Annotated in this window: 16 protein-coding genes and 2 pseudogenes; 1 reads left to right on the top strand and 17 read right to left on the bottom strand. The window is 71.2% G+C overall.

Annotated elements, in window-relative coordinates:
• The first annotated feature begins 238 nt into the window (after nt 1-238).
• Nucleotides 239-1,405, top strand: a complete 1,167-nt coding sequence (locus tag ACIPJI_RS34385) for a peptidoglycan DD-metalloendopeptidase family protein (protein WP_402250803.1) — start codon at nt 239-241, stop codon at nt 1,403-1,405.
• Here the strand turns inward: ACIPJI_RS34385 and ACIPJI_RS34380 are convergent.
• The 17 genes and pseudogenes from ACIPJI_RS34380 to ACIPJI_RS34300 all read right to left on the bottom strand — a co-directional run.
• Nucleotides 1,294-1,851: a TetR/AcrR family transcriptional regulator gene (locus tag ACIPJI_RS34380; RefSeq protein WP_356622271.1), complete on the bottom strand. Its 558-nt coding sequence runs from the start codon at nt 1,849-1,851 to the stop codon at nt 1,294-1,296. The genes ACIPJI_RS34385 and ACIPJI_RS34380 overlap by 112 nt on opposite strands.
• A 62-nt stretch (nt 1,852-1,913) precedes the next feature.
• A complete protein-coding gene (whiG, locus tag ACIPJI_RS34375) occupies nt 1,914-2,750 on the bottom strand; it encodes an RNA polymerase sigma factor WhiG (RefSeq protein WP_307708523.1) in 837 nt (278 codons plus the stop codon).
• A gap of 276 nt (nt 2,751-3,026) precedes the next feature.
• Complete coding sequence (gene dprA, locus ACIPJI_RS34370) at nt 3,027-4,208, bottom strand: DNA-processing protein DprA (RefSeq protein ID WP_402250801.1); 1,182 nt, start codon at nt 4,206-4,208, stop codon at nt 3,027-3,029.
• Entirely contained in the window at nt 4,205-5,830 is a 1,626-nt protein-coding gene (locus tag ACIPJI_RS34365; protein WP_356622233.1) for a YifB family Mg chelatase-like AAA ATPase, read from the bottom strand. Before ACIPJI_RS34365 ends, dprA begins: the two co-directional genes overlap by 4 nt.
• On the bottom strand, nt 5,830-6,192 hold the full coding sequence (locus tag ACIPJI_RS34360; RefSeq protein ID WP_159686499.1) for a YraN family protein: 363 nt from the start codon (nt 6,190-6,192) through the stop codon (nt 5,830-5,832). Before ACIPJI_RS34360 ends, ACIPJI_RS34365 begins: the two co-directional genes overlap by 1 nt.
• A 116-nt stretch (nt 6,193-6,308) precedes the next feature.
• Complete coding sequence (locus ACIPJI_RS34355; RefSeq protein WP_005311352.1) at nt 6,309-6,617, bottom strand: DUF2469 domain-containing protein; 309 nt, start codon at nt 6,615-6,617, stop codon at nt 6,309-6,311.
• Between the two features lie 29 nt (nt 6,618-6,646).
• Nucleotides 6,647-7,183 (bottom strand): NUDIX hydrolase, encoded by a 537-nt coding sequence (locus ACIPJI_RS34350; RefSeq protein WP_402250798.1) that lies wholly within the window; start codon nt 7,181-7,183, stop codon nt 6,647-6,649.
• The gene (lepB, locus tag ACIPJI_RS34345) at nt 7,173-7,919 is read right to left on the bottom strand and encodes a signal peptidase I (protein WP_402250796.1); all 747 of its coding nucleotides are present in this window, start codon (nt 7,917-7,919) and stop codon (nt 7,173-7,175) included. Before lepB (ACIPJI_RS34345) ends, ACIPJI_RS34350 begins: the two co-directional genes overlap by 11 nt.
• 70 nt (nt 7,920-7,989) lie before the next feature.
• Nucleotides 7,990-8,901 (bottom strand): signal peptidase I, encoded by a 912-nt coding sequence (gene lepB, locus ACIPJI_RS34340; RefSeq protein ID WP_307710499.1) that lies wholly within the window; start codon nt 8,899-8,901, stop codon nt 7,990-7,992.
• A pseudogene (lepB, locus tag ACIPJI_RS34335) lies at nt 8,843-9,878 on the bottom strand (signal peptidase I). Before lepB (ACIPJI_RS34335) ends, lepB (ACIPJI_RS34340) begins: the two are co-directional and overlap by 59 nt.
• Nucleotides 9,871-10,653, bottom strand: coding sequence for a signal peptidase I (gene lepB, locus ACIPJI_RS34330; RefSeq protein ID WP_402250794.1), 783 nt, complete (start codon nt 10,651-10,653; stop codon nt 9,871-9,873). Before lepB (ACIPJI_RS34330) ends, lepB (ACIPJI_RS34335) begins: the two are co-directional and overlap by 8 nt.
• A 71-nt stretch (nt 10,654-10,724) precedes the next feature.
• The gene (gene rplS / locus ACIPJI_RS34325) at nt 10,725-11,075 is read right to left on the bottom strand and encodes a 50S ribosomal protein L19 (RefSeq protein ID WP_159686518.1); all 351 of its coding nucleotides are present in this window, start codon (nt 11,073-11,075) and stop codon (nt 10,725-10,727) included.
• Nucleotides 11,076-11,201: 126 nt separating this feature from the next.
• Nucleotides 11,202-12,023, bottom strand: coding sequence for a tRNA (guanosine(37)-N1)-methyltransferase TrmD (gene trmD / locus ACIPJI_RS34320; RefSeq protein WP_356622237.1), 822 nt, complete (start codon nt 12,021-12,023; stop codon nt 11,202-11,204).
• Nucleotides 12,023-12,580, bottom strand: a complete 558-nt coding sequence (gene rimM / locus ACIPJI_RS34315; RefSeq protein ID WP_356622238.1) for a ribosome maturation factor RimM — start codon at nt 12,578-12,580, stop codon at nt 12,023-12,025. The genes trmD and rimM overlap by 1 nt, the downstream gene beginning before the upstream one ends.
• Nucleotides 12,581-12,743: 163 nt before the next feature.
• A complete protein-coding gene (locus tag ACIPJI_RS34310; protein ID WP_005311361.1) occupies nt 12,744-12,983 on the bottom strand; it encodes an RNA-binding protein in 240 nt (79 codons plus the stop codon).
• A 2-nt stretch (nt 12,984-12,985) separates the two neighbouring features.
• Nucleotides 12,986-13,429: a 30S ribosomal protein S16 gene (gene rpsP, locus ACIPJI_RS34305; protein WP_005311362.1), complete on the bottom strand. Its 444-nt coding sequence runs from the start codon at nt 13,427-13,429 to the stop codon at nt 12,986-12,988.
• Between the two features lie 251 nt (nt 13,430-13,680).
• Nucleotides 13,681-14,061, bottom strand: a pseudogene (locus ACIPJI_RS34300) (hypothetical protein); the annotation flags it as partial.
• Nucleotides 14,062-14,148: the final 87 nt, after the last annotated feature.

The following is a 14,148-nucleotide window of genomic DNA, read 5'->3' as shown; positions in this document are numbered from 1 at the left end:
CTCGGTTATGTCCTGACGCCCCGACGCGCCGTGCCACAAGGGACCGAGGAGCGCGGCCACCGACCGATGAGGGTCTGGTGGCGGGGCGTGCGAAGTCGACCCGGTGACCCGGATCGCCAGAAGAAGTGTACGGGACCGCGGACGCACCGGGTGACGGCGCTCTCCACAACGGACCGGTTGTCCACAGATCCTGACCATGATCAGCGGGGGCAGCGGCTTCCGAGGCACGGTTCCGCCCATGAACTGTGCGTCTCCAGCGTCCCTGATCTGCCGGATCTCCGCCGTGCCGGTGCTCGTCGCGCTGGCCGTGGCGGGCTGCCTGACACCGGCCGCGCCCGTCCCGGCCCGTGCGGGGCCGGTGGTCACGGCCGGCGCCCCGGAGCTTCGTGCCGGCACCGGCACCGGCCCTTCGCCGCGCGAGCTCGACCCGCGCCTCGTCACGGTCGGTGCGCCGGGCACCGGTGGCCGCACGTCGTTCGCGCGGGACGCCTCGCCGCCCGGCACCCCGGCAGGACCTGCGGTCGGCGGTGACGGCCTGACCGCGGACGCCGGGCAAGGGCGCGCGGCGCCGGTCCCGGACGCGTCACGGGCCGCCGGCATCGGGGACGGCGTGACCGCAAAGGTGCCGGAGCCGGACGCGTCACGCGGCTGGCCGGTCGGTGCGCCACGGCCGCTCGTCGTCCGGGGGTGGGAGCCGCCCTCGTCCCCTTACGGCCCGGGACACCGCGGCGTGGACCTGGCCGCGGCCGCCGGCACGCCCGTGCGGGCGGCGGCGTCCGGCACGGTCTCCTTCGCCGGATCCGTCGCCGGCCGGGGCGTCCTCACCATCACTCTCACCGGTACGGGTGACCCGCCGTTGCGTACCACCTACGAACCGGTCCGCCCGCTGGTCGAGGAAGGCACGGCCGTGACGGCCGGGCAGGTCGTGGCGACCGTCGAGCCGGGGGCCTCCCACTGCCGGGGCTGTCTGCACTGGGGGCTGCGACGCGGCACGACGTACCTGGACCCGCTGACCCTGCTGCCGCCCTGGATGCTGCGCCGCGGCCCGTCGCGCCTGCTGCCGGTGTTCGAAGTTCCCGGTCCCCGGGGGACGGTCACGGCGCTCTCGCCGACGGCCACCGCAGGGGCGGCGGACCTGCTCCACGCGGCCTTACTGCTGGCCGGTGGCGTTGTGGCGCACCGCGCCCTGCGCAGTCGGCCACGCTGCGCCGGTGCCGGCACACAATTCGGCGGCCGGGGACACCGCGACACGGAACGCACGCCCGCGACCGACACCCGTCGCGGCGGCCACGCTCAGCCCCGCACGCCTCGCAGCACCATGGCGACGGCCGCTTCCGCGATGGCGTCCGGCTCCTCGGCCGCGCCGAGTTCGATACGGCGGACCGCCGCGTCGACCACGCCCTGAAGCAGCATGGCGGTCAGCCGGGGCCGGTCCTGGCCCAGCTCACCGAGCGCCTCGACGATCATGGCGATCAGAGCACCGTGCGCTGCGCGGATCTTCTCCCGGGCCCCGGCCTCCAGCTCGCTCGCCGAGATGGCGACGACGGCCCGGTGCCGCCGGTCACCGACCAGCTCGAGCTGCCTGCGCACATACGCCTCGACCTTGCCCTCCGGGGTGTCCGCGCTGTCCATCGCGGTCTCCACCTCGGCCGCCCAGACGGGGAAGTCCACCGCGCAGAGCTCCTCGACGACCGCGGCACGCGAGCGGAAGTACTCGTAGACGGAGGACCTCGCCAAGCCGGTGCGCTCGGCGAGGGCGGGGAAGGTCAGGGCCTCCGTACCGCCTTCGGACAGGAGGGAACGCGCGGCGTCCAGCAGGGCGCCTCGCTGCATCGTCCGGTGCTCGGCCACGGAGGCCGCTCGAATCCTGGGCACGCCTCCACTTTACGGATCCCGCCCGGGCGATCCCAGAGTCACCGTCCCACGTCGGCCAGCTTCGCCCGCAGCTGCAGCACCGACTTGGTGTGGATCTGGCTGACCCTGCTCTCCGTGACGCCGAGGACATGCCCGATCTCGGCCAGCGTGAGCCCCTCGTAGTAGTAGAGCGTGACGACGGTCTTCTCACGGTCCGGCAGGGTGTTGATGGCCCGTGCGAGGAGTCTGCGCAGCTCCCGGTCCTCTGCCACCTCGACCGGGTTGTCGGCGGCGGTGTCCTCGAGCGTGTCCATGAGGCTGAGGCGCTCGCCGCCCTCCCCTCCGACGTGCAGCAACTCCTCCAGCGCCACCACGTTCGCGAGCGACAACTGGCTGAAGACCGAGTGCAGTTCGTCGACCGTGATGTCCATCTCCGCGGCGACCTCGGACTCCGAAGGCGTGCGCCGCAGCTGGGCCTCGAGCGTGGCGTACGCGCGCTCCACGGCCCGGGCCTTCTGCCGCACGGACCGGGGGATCCAGTCCAGGGCGCGCAGTTCGTCGATCATCGCGCCGCGGATCCGGGTGATGGCGTACGTCTCGAACTTGATCGACCGCTCGATGTCGAACTTCTCGATGGCGTCGATCAGCCCGAAGACTCCGGAGGAGACGAAGTCCGCCTGCTCGACGTTGGACGGCAGGCCGACGCTCACCCGGCCTGCGACGTACTTGACCAGCGGCGAGTAGTGCAGGATCAGCTGTTCCCGCAGCCGGCCGTCACCCGTGGCCTTGTACGACCGCCACAACTCCTCGAGAGACGAGGGTGCGGCGGGCCGCACGGTGCCACGGGCAGCGGGTGGCGCTGCCGCGCGGTCAGACCCGGAGGTGTGCTGGGGCATGCGTTGCCTTGAGCCGTTCTGCTGTGAAGGGAGCGGGAGGCCGCCTGGGCCGGGAACCCGGTGAGCGTAGCGTGACTGCACGGTTGCGGTGGGCGAAGGTCAGGCTTACGAACCGGTGTGGTTATTCGCCTTCGTCCACACCTTCGAACCGGGGCGGGCATTCGCCTTCGTCCACACCTTCGAACCGGGGCCGATGCCCCACGCACCGGCCCCTCAGGTCCCGCCGACTGGACTGCAGAGGTCATCGGCGTCACCTTTTCACCCGAATGCCCGAGGTCAAGTAACGCCTCGCCGCGCGTTCGAACCATGACGGCGTCTACGCGTCAACTTCCATCCCTCTCCGTCCCGTTCCACGAATCCGAGTGAATGAAGTTCGTACAGCTTGCCGCGGGCCTCGTCCACCGTCGTACCGCCTTCGCGGGCGACTTGATGCACGGCGCACGCACCCCGCGCGGGCAGCGCCTCGAGCACCCGCCTGCCGAGCGGGTCCAGCAGATCCCTCGGCACCACGGGACCGCTGTGCGCCGGCGCCAGTTCCCCTATCCGGCCCACCAGTTCGACGACCTCCGCCGCGCCGGTGACCAGCACGCTCTCGCCGCGCAGCAGTTCGTGGACGCCTGCCGACAGCCCGCTGGTGACCGGTCCAGGCACTCCTATCGTGTGACGACCGAGCCGCTGGGCGCTGCGCGCGGTGACCAATGAGCCGCTGCGGTACTCGGCCTCGACCACGACAGTGCCTCTCGTCAGCGCGGCGATGACGCGGTTGCGCTGGACGAACCTGCTCGGGGTCGGATGATCGCCCGGCGGCAACTCGCCGATGACGAGCCCCTGTTCGACGATGCGTCCGATCAATTTGCCGTGGCCGCGGGGGTAGGCGACATCGACCCCGCAGGCGAGGACGGCCACCGTGGCACCGCCGGCGGCCAGCGCCCCACGATGTGCCGAGCCGTCCACGCCGAAGGCCGCCCCTGACACCACGACCCAGCCGCGCTCCGCGAGTCCGGCCCCGAGACCGGTGGCCATGTGTGCCCCGTACGGTGTGCAGGCCCGCGCTCCGACCACCGCGACGGAGCGCAGCGCCCATTTCCTCAGGTCGGGCCTGCCCCGCACCCACAGCCCGACGGGTGAGGCGTCCTGGAGGTCGTCGAGCTGGCTCGGCCACTCGGCGTCGCCCGGGACGACGAACCGGCCGCCGACCGCGTGCACGGCGTCCAGGTCGCGCTCCGGGCACACTCCCACGGCCCGGTCCCGCAGTCCCCGCACCCGCTGCTCGGAAAGGCCGGTGAGTGCCCCTGCGGCGCAGTCCTCCGATGTCAGCAGGGCCAGCAGTCCCTCGGCGCCGAACTCGCGGAGCCACCGTCCGCCGTGCTCGTCACCCGGTTCGAGGATGCGCGTCAACGCGGCGCGCGCCGTCCGCTCCCGGTCGTCGGCCGCGCGTTCCGGTGTCCGCGGTGTCATGGCCGACCCCCGATCCCCGCGACGGCCCCTGCCGGTACGCCCCTCGCGATCCCGGTCCGCAGCTCGAGGGCCAGTGCGACGTCGGACGCCTCCGGCCGGTCCCGGCCGGCGAGATCCGCGATGGTCCAGGCGACTCTCAGCACCCGGTCCAGACCGCGTGCCGTGAGCAGCCCCCTGTCCACGTCCCGCTCCGCCGCCGCCAGCGCCCCGGGCGAGACCGTCCAGCGGGTCCGCAGTTCGTGGCCGGGGACCTCGCTGTTGACGGACCACGGTGTGCCGTCCAGTCGGGCCGCCGCACGGGCCCTGGCCTCGCGCACCCGGTCGGCCACCACCGCTGTGGAGTCTCCGCGACCGCCCTGGCCGAGGAGGTCGGACCGGCTCACCGGCTCGACCTCGATGCGCAGGTCGACACGGTCGAGCAGCGGGCCCGACAACCGGGCCTGGTACCGCCGGATCGCCGAGGCGGGGCAGTCGCATCCGGCGCCGTGCAGGGTGTGCCGCCCGCAGGGGCACGGGTTGGCGGCCAGCATCATCAGGAATCTGGCCGGCAGACGCACCACTCCCCCGCTCCTGGCCACGACGACATGGCCCGACTCCAGGGGCTGCCGCAGGGCGTCCAGCGCCTTGCCGGAGAACTCAGGCGCCTCGTCGAGGAAGAGCAGTCCACGGTGCGCGAGGGAGACGGCGCCCGGCTTCGGCAGGCCGTTCCCACCACCGACCAGCGACTGCATGGTCGCCGAATGGTGCGGTGCGCAGTACGGCGGTGTCCGCACAAGCGGCTGGCCCGGCGGCAGCAGGCCTGCCACCGAGTGCACCGCCGTGACTTCGAGCGATTCCCGCCGGGTCAGCGGCGGCAGCACACCGGGCAGCCGCTCGGCGAGCATGGTCTTTCCCGCTCCCGGCGGGCCGGAGAGCAGCAGATGGTGCCCACCGGCCGCCGCGACCTCGAGGCCCGTGCGTGCCGTGTGCTGACCGGCGACATCGGCCAGGTCCGGTCCCCCGGCCGGGTCCGTGGCGAGACCCGTGCCGACGCCCGCGCCCGGCACCAGCAGCCCGGCGAGCATGGGATCGGGTCTGCCGTCTTCGACGGCCTCCTCGTCGGGCACCGGCTCGTCGGCGAGCACCGCGATCAGCTGTCGCAGGCTCCGCACGCCGAGGACCGAGATCCCCGGTACGAGTGACGCCTCACCGGCTGTCTGCTCGGGCACGACGACCTGTTCGTACCCTGCCTCGGCCGCGGCGAGCACTGAGGGGAGCACTCCTCTCACCGGTCTCACCCGGCCGTCGAGCCCCAGCTCCCCGATGAGCACCAGGTCGGCGATCTGGCGCGGGTCGATCCGCTCGCAGGCTCCGAGCACGGCGACGGCCACGGCCAGATCGAAGCCGCTCCCGCCCTTGGGCACCGACGCCGGGCTGAGCCCCACGGTGAGCTTCTTCTGCGGCCACTCGGCGCCCGAGTTCACCACGGCGGCCCGCACCCGGTCCCTGCTCTCCACCAGGCTCTTGTCCGGGAGCCCGACGAGCGTGAACGCGGCGACCCCCGGCTCCAGATCCGCCTGGACCTCGACCACCACGCCCTCGACGCCGACCAGGGCCACGGAACACGCGCGTGCGAATCCCATCAGGCCACCCCGCGGGCGTGCTCGACGACCGCGGCGCCGCGCCTGGGCAGCAGTACGCCGACGAGGTCGATGCGCACGCCGCCCGGCGGTGCGCCGCCGTGCCGCTCCAGCCAGCACTCGGCGAGCCGCCGCAGCCGTACGGCCTTGACCGGTGTGATGGCGGCCATCGGATGCTCGTACCCGCCGACCCTGCGGGTCTTGACCTCACAGACGACGACCGTGTCGCCGTCGCGGGCGACGATGTCGATCTCCCCGGCCCGCCCGCAGCGCCAGTTCCTTGCCAGCAGCCGCATGCCGGACCTGGTCAGCAGCCTCGCCGCCAGGTCCTCTCCGTACCGTCCCAGTGCCCCCGTCGCGTTCATTTCGGCACCACCTCCGGCACCGACTCTGACGCCTGGGACCCCTCAATGTGGATCTTGGTCGAGAGCTGTGGAAAACACTCGGAGTGTGGGCAACCGCGTCACCCGTGGGAGTGGCTTCAGCTGCCGGGAAGCTCGAGGTCGCTCTTGTTCAGCTCCTCGATGTTCACGTCCTTGAAGGTGAGCACCCGGACCTGCTTGACGAACCTGGCCGGGCGGTACATGTCCCACACCCAGGCGTCCGCCATCGAAACCTCGAAGAAGACCTCGCCCTGGACCGAGTGCACCTGCATCTCGTAGTCGTTGGTGAGGTAGAAGCGACGCTCGGTCTCGATCACGTATTTGAACAGCCCGACGACGTCTCGGTACTCCCGGTAGAGCTTCAGCTCCATCTCGGTCTCGTACTTCTCGAGGTCCTCGGCGCTCATGGCATGTTCCCCTTCAGCCTTGCGTCCCCCTATTGTGCGCCAGCCGCACTGGGGTCCTGGACCGTTTCCGTGTCCAGGACCACCGGCGCACCCGGGGGTCCCTCGTCGAGCAGCGTGCGCAGCAGCTCGGCGAGCCTGGTCGGATACACCGTCTCACGCGCCGCCGACAGTTCGGCGGAGGTCCACCACCTGAGGCCCGCGACGCTCCGCTGCTCGAGCTCCGTCAGCCCGCCCGGGGCGGTCTCGGTCTGTGTCGTACGCGCCAGGAAATACCATTCGTCCTGGTCCCAGCGGCGGCCGTCGAACGGGAACGAGCACTGGCGCTGCCACAGCACCGGCCCCAGTTCCACCTCGGTGATCCCGGTTTCCTCGGCCAGTTCCCGCAGCGCCGCCTCTTCCCGCGTCTCGTCGCCCTCCAGGCCGCCGCCCGGGGTGAACCACCAGTCGTCGGACGGGTCTCCCGGCTCGTACCCGTGCATGAGCAGGATCCGGTCCTGCGGGTCGAGCAGCACGACCCGGGAGACCTTGCGGAGCAGGGGCACGGCGCCCGGCCCGTCATGCGACACCGGAGACCTCCCTGCCGGCGCGCCGACTGCGGCCGAGACGCCCCGCCACCGGCCCGTAGGCGGCCCCGCCGAAGATCAGCACAGCGCCCGCGATCACCGCGCCGAGCATGAGTTTCACCGGGCCGGGCTGCGACACTCCGCCGGGCAGTGCCGCGAACCCAGCGGGCCGTTCGACCAGGCCGCCGTCGAGCGGCCACGCCACGGCGTCCACCCGGGCGGAGACGGCGGAACGCGGGACCGAGCCGTGGCCGGGGTCCTGGAGATGGGACCGCGAGTCGAGCGAACCCATCCGCTCGTCGCCGAGCAGGAACAGCTGCCCCTCGGGCACGCTCGCGGTGAACTTCTGCGACGCGGGCCCGTCGTCCTGGAGCAGATACGGTTCCTCGATGGCCTTGCCGTTCACGGTCAGCCGGCCGTTGTCGGCGCAGCAGGCGATCTCGTCGCCACCGACGCCCACCACACGCTTGATCATGGGCATGTCGCCCCAGAGCTTGTCGCGGAAGACCACGACGTCACCGCGGCGCACGTCCGCGCCGTCCATGCGCTCCGCGAGCACCCGATCGCCCGCCTCCACGGTCGGCGCCATCGAAGCGGTCGGCACCGTGTACGGCTGGTAGACGAGGGCGCCCCAGACGAAGCCGCCGAGGAAGAGCACACAGCCGACGGCCACGGCCAGCCCCGACAGCGCATTGCCGAGCCGGCCGCGGCCGTCGTCGTCACGTCCCGTTCCGCCCATCCCGGCGCTCCCCACCTCGGAGATACGACCCCCGGGACGTTCCCCGGGGATCGGCGATCTGGGCGGCACCCTACCCGGCGGTACGCCTGCCGGTCAGCCTCCTGCGCCACAGCACGACCGGCAGCGCCCCGGCCAGCCCGAGCGCCGCGGGAGCGGCGGCGGGCAGCGCGGCGGCGGCCGCGTCGATCCCGGGCTGGTCGAAGGTGCCCGGCACGGGGAGGGTGGACCAGCGGTCGAGCGGCCAGGCGACGACCACAGCGCGTCCCACGACCTTCTCGACCGGGACGAAGCCGCGGTTCACGTCTTCCATGTGGTAGCGGGAGTCCTGGGAGTTCTGGCGGTTGTCGCCCATCACCCAGATCTTGTCGTCCGGCACCTTGAACGGCCCGAACGGCATGTCGTCGCAGGCGGTGCTGCCCGGGAAGATGTAGTCCCGCTCGTCGAGGGCCTTGCCGTTGACCTTGACCGGGCCGCCCTTCTTGCACTCCACCGTGTCGCCGCCGACCGCGATCGTCCGCTTGATGAGGTCCTTGTCCTCCGCGGACGGCATCAGCCCGATGAAGCTCAGGAACCTCTGCACGACGTTCGGCTCCGGCGTGGGCTCGCCCTCGAGCCAGCCGCCCGGATCGTGGAAGACCACGACCTCGCCGCGCTCGGGCTCCGACCCGAACCACGGGGTGAGCTTGTCCACCAGGACACGGTCGCCGCGCTGGAGGGTGTTCATCATCGAGTCCGACGGGATGGAGAACGCCTGCACCAGAAACGTCTTGATCAGCAGCGCCAGCAGAAGCGCGATACCGACCAGGAGCGGCAGTTCCTTCCAGAAGGACTTCTGCTTCTTCCGATCCGTACCGCTGCCCTCCGAGGAATCGCCGCCGTCGCCGGTCGCCGACACCGAGTCGTCCGTCATGTCCGAGGGCGTCTCAGGAGACCCTTTCCGCTCCTCGGGATCGTCGTGCCCGGACCGTGCGCCGACCGCCACGTCCCCCACATCCACTCCTCACGCCGTGCGAACCGCCTGTGCCACAGCAGGTACAGGCCCACCACTCCCATAACGAGCGGGAGTTCCGCAGGGGTCGGGAGCAGGACCATCTGGTTCTGGTCCTGGGAGGACACACTATTCGACGGTGGCTGTGCCGCCGTCGCCCCGGCGCGCCTGTCGGGCACGGACGCATAGGTCTCCGGCTCCTCCAGTCGCCGCCAGTGGTCCAGCGGCCAGGCGATCACGACGGCCTGTCCGACGACCTGGTCCTGAGCCACCGTGCCGCTTCCCTCCTCATCGAGATGGAAACGCGAGTCGGCCGAATCCGACCGGTGGTCCCCCATCACGAAGAACCGTCCCTCTGGCACCTGGACGTCGAACGTCATCGTCGAGGGCACGTCCCCGGGGTTCAGATACGGTTCGTTCAGCGGCACGCCGTTGACCGTGACCCGGCCGTCCTTGTCGCAGCACTTCACCTGGTCGCCGCCGACGGCGACGACCCTCTTGATGAGGTCCCGCTCGTCGTCCGACGGCAGCAGCCCGATGAACGTCAGGGCCTGCTTGACCTGCTTGACCACGATCGGGTCGTCCTGCTTCGGCTTCTCCTCCGGCGGCAGCCAGCCACCGGGGTCCTTGAAGACGACGACGTCACCCCGCTGCGGCTTCGCGCCGAACCACGGGGTGAGCTTGTCCACCAGGACGCGGTCCTGGATCCTGATCGTCTGTTCCATCGAGCCGGACGGGATGACGAACGCCTGCACCAGGAACGTCTTCAGTACCAGGGCTATGAGCAGCGCCACCATGATCAGGAGAGGTATCTCCTTCACCGCGGAGCGGCGGCGCTTGCGTTTGACCTTCTGCGCCAGCCGGCGCCGTTCCGCACGGCCGGGCAGCGGCCTCGCGCCGTTCGTCGGCCGGGTCCCGGTCGGCAGCCGGGTGTCCGCCCGGTGGCTGGGACTACGCCCGCGGTTACCCATGGGCGCCGCCGGGAGGCGCGTCGGGCACGCCGGAGAACGCACCCGTCGGGTCGATTCCCGACCAGCGGCCGACCGGCCAGCCGATCCAGTCCGCTCTGCCGATGACCATGTCGACGGGCACCATGCCGCCGCCGGGCTGCCCCAGGTGGTCCCGGGAGTCGCGTGAGTTGCTGCGGTGGTCCCCCATGACCCAGAGCGTCGCCTCGGGAACGACGATGTCGAAGGCCACCTCGGAGGGCCCGCCGTCGGAGTGCAGATATCTCTCGTCGACCGGCACGCCGTTCACCTCGACCCTGCCCCCCTTGTCGCAGCAGACCACCCGGTCACCGCCCACGCCCACCACCCGCTTGACGAAATCCGTCTCGGCGGGCTCGGCCAGTCCGAGTGCGGCGAGCCCCTCTCGTACTACGGAACTGACCGGGTTTTCAGTCACTCCCTCCGGTACGAACGAGCCCGTGCCGTCGAAGACGATCACGTCTCCACGTCGGGGCTCCGCACCGAAACGGTACGCCAGCTTGTTCACCATCACCCGGTCGCCGACCTGAAGGGTGGGCTCCATGGAGCCGCTGGGGATCTGGAAGGGCTGCACCACGAAGTGGCTCAGCAGCAGCACGAAGACGGCGCAGGCCCCTCCGATCACTCCCGCCGTGCGCAGGGACATCGGCGAGCGGCGGCGCCCGCCGTAACGACGCGCGGAGCGCGACCCCTCTTCCTCGACCCCGTCCGCGGGGGTGGAAGAGCGGTCGCGCTCCGTGTGCTGTGCTTCGGTGTCCATCGAGGGCAGAGCCTATCCGGCCGCCCTGTGACCGGTTGAACCGAAGCGTCGTCGCGGCGGTGAGCTCAGGCTCAGTTGTCGCGCTTCTCCTTGATCTTCGCGGCCTTGCCGCGCAGCTCACGGAGGTAGTACAGCTTGGCGCGACGGACGTCACCGCGGGTGACGAGCTCGATCTTCTCGAAGATCGGGCTGTGCACCGGGAAGGTGCGCTCGACGCCGACGGAGAAGGAGACCTTGCGGACCGTGAAGGTCTCGCTCACGCCCGCGCCCTGGCGGCGGATGACGACGCCCTTGAACTGCTGGATACGGGAGCGGTTGCCCTCGATGACGCGAACGTGGACGTTCACGGTGTCACCGGGACGGAAGGCCGGTACGTCGCTGCGCAGCGAAGCCGAGTTGACGCTGTCGAGCAGGTGAGCCATGTTGGTCTGCTTCCTCGCCGATGCCACAGGTCATCAGCGGAATATCGGTATGAGATCCGGGGTGCCGGGTCGGGCGGGCGTCGTTCCCCCTGTGGCAGGGGCGCCGGCCGGACGTACAGCAGCGGCCTATTCTTCCACGGCCTCGGGCCTGCGCCAAAATCGGCCGCCGGGCTCGGGAGCCCAGCCGAGGATGGAGAGGGTCTCGCGGTCCTTCTTGTCGAACGCCGCGGGGTCGCAACGCTCGATCAGATCGGGCCTGTTGAGGGCAGTGCGGCAGAGTGCCTGGTCCCGCCGCCAGCGTGCGATCTTCCCGTGGTGGCCGCTGACCAGCACGTCGGGAATCGCGCGTCCGCGCCAGGTGGGGGGCTTGGTGTAGACGGGGCCCTCGAGCAGGTTCGCCATCGCGCCGGGCGCGAAGGAGTCGTCCCGGTGGGATTCGGCGTTGCCGAGGACACCGGGAAGCAGCCGGGCGACGGCCTCGGTGATCACCAGCACGGCCGCCTCACCGCCGGCCAGTACGTAGTCGCCGATGGACACCTCGTGGACCGGCATCCGGGTCGCGTACTCGTCGATGACCCGGCGGTCGATGCCCTCGTAGCGGGCGGGGGTGAAGATCAGCCACGGACGCTCGGAGAGCTCGACGGCGACCTCTTGCGTGAAGGGCCGGCCGCTCGGGGTGGGCACCACGAGTACCGGGCCGTGGGCGCCGGCCTCGTAGCCGCTCGCCACGATGTCGTCGAGGGCGTCGCCCCAGGGGTCGGTCTTCATGACCATGCCGGGGCCGCCGCCGTACGGGGTGTCGTCGACGGTGTTGTGCCGGTCGTACGTCCAGTCGCGCAGATCATGGACGTGGACGCCGAGCTGCCCGCGGGCGCGGGCCTTGCCGACCAGGGAGACGTTCAGCGGTTCGAGGTACTCGGGAAAGATCGTGACGACGTCGAGCCGCATCAGGACCCGTCCTCCGAGGCGTCACGCCCGGAAGCGACCTCGGCCTCGCTGTCGTCGATCAGTCCGCGCGGCGGGGTGATCACCGCCCGCTGCTCCTCCAGGTCGATCTCGGCGACGATCTCCTGGACGAACGGGATCATCACCTCGCTGCCGTCGGGCCGTTCGACGATGAACAGGTCCTGCGAGGGCAGATGGCTGATCTCGGTGATCCGGCCGATCTCCGTGCCGTCCTCGAGCACCACGTCCAGATCCATCAACTGGTGGTCGTAGTACTCGTCGGGCTCCTCGGGGAGTTCCTCCGGGTCCACCTCGGCGATCAGCAGCGTGTTGCGCAGCGCCTCCGCGGCGTTGCGGTCCTTCACGCCCTCGAAGCGCAGCAGCAGCCGGCCGCTGTGCACCCTGCCGGTCTCGATGGTCAGCGGTCCGGCGGTCGCCGGGTCCGTGGCCAGCACGGCGCCCGGTCCGAGCCGCAGTTCCGGCTCGTCCGTGCGCACCTCGACGGTGACCTCGCCCTTGATGCCGTGGGCCCGGCCGATCCGTCCGACTACCAGCTGCACGCTCACCCCTCTTTGCGGCCGGACCGCCGCCGCTCTCGCGGGGTGGTCGCTTGCCGCCGTGGTTCCTCGGTTACTCAATTATCGGTTTGCGGACTTCGACAGCGACACGACAAGGGCCGGGAAGAGCCGGAGCCCTCCCCGGCCCGAGCCGGTGTTCAACTGTTCAGCGGACCTGGTCCACGTCGACGAGGTCGACGCGGATGCCACGGCCGCCGATGGCGCCCACGACGGTGCGCAGGGCGCGCGCGGTGCGGCCGTTGCGGCCGATCACCTTACCGAGGTCGTCGGGGTGGACCCGAACCTCGAGCACGCGCCCGCGGCGCAGGTTGCGGGAAGCCACCTGCACATCGTCCGGGTTGTCGACGATGCCCTTCACGAGGTGCTCGAGAGCCTCCTCGAGCATCCTCAGGCCTCGGTGGACTCGGCGGGCGCGGCCTCGGCCTCGTCCGCCTTCTTGTCGGCCTTCTTCGCCTTCGGGGTGATGGCCTCACCCTTGGCGTCGTCACCCTCGATGGCCTTGGCGAAGGCGTCGAAGGAGGCGCGCTTGTCTTCCTTCGTCGCCGGGGCCAGCAGCGGCTTCTCCGGGGCCGGCAGACCCTTGACCTTCTGCCAGTCACCGGTGAGCTTCAGGATGGCCAGGACCGGCTCGGTCGGCTGGGCGCCGACGGACAGCCAGTACTGGGCACGCTCGGAGTCGACCTCGATGCGCGACGGGTTGTACGTCGGGTGGTACAGCCCGATCTCCTCGATGGCCCGGCCGTCACGGCGGGTACGGGAGTCGGCGACGACGATGCGGTAGTGGGGCTGGCGAATCTTGCCGAGACGCTTCAGCTTGATCTTGACTGCCACGGGAGTGGTGTCTCCTGGTCTTGACGTGGTTGGGCACAACGAGATGCCACGTGGGGTTGCGGTACTCGGGTGCCCGATGGACGCGTCAGCCGGAGGCGAGAGGGTTCCTGTGCGGCTGTCGAGTACAGCTAGCCATTGTGCCACATGCCGGCGAGGGCTGTTCACCCGCCCGGGCATCCCGGCGGGCCCGTCGGCGCACGGCCCGCCGGCCGACGAGCTCGTCGGCAGTCTGCCCCCGTGGGCGCGGACGATCAGTTCGCCGCGCCCACGGCCTCCGGGATACGGAAGGGCTTTCCGCACCCCCCGCAGACGATCGGCGCCTGCGCGAGGACGGACGGGACGACTCTGACGTTGCGGCCGCAGTCACAGACGGCCTTGACCCGCACGCCGCCGCCCGAGGAACCGTGCCGTGCGGCAGGTCCGCGGAAGGTGCGCTTGGTGTCGGAGGCCGTCGCGACGGTGTGCGCCTTGAGGGCGCGCTGCAGCCGTTCGATCGTGGGGCGGTACCGCCGCTTGGCCTCGGGGTTGAGCGCGACCAGCGAGAAGCCGCTGCTGGGGTGCGGCTCGTCCACATGGTCGAGGCCCATCTCCTCGGCAATGGCCAGGAAACGGCGGTTGTGGTAGCGGCCGGGGGGGGGGGGGGGGGGGGGCCCCCGCCCCCCCCCGGGGCGGGGGGGGGGGGGGGGCGGGGGGCGGGGGGCGGCGGGCGCGGGGGGGGC

This window comes from Streptomyces sp. NPDC086835 (assembly GCF_044745705.1).
Classification (GTDB): domain Bacteria; phylum Actinomycetota; class Actinomycetes; order Streptomycetales; family Streptomycetaceae; genus Streptomyces.
The sequence above is the reverse complement of the archived record's forward strand: the minus strand, read 5'-3'. Positions and strand labels throughout refer to the sequence as shown.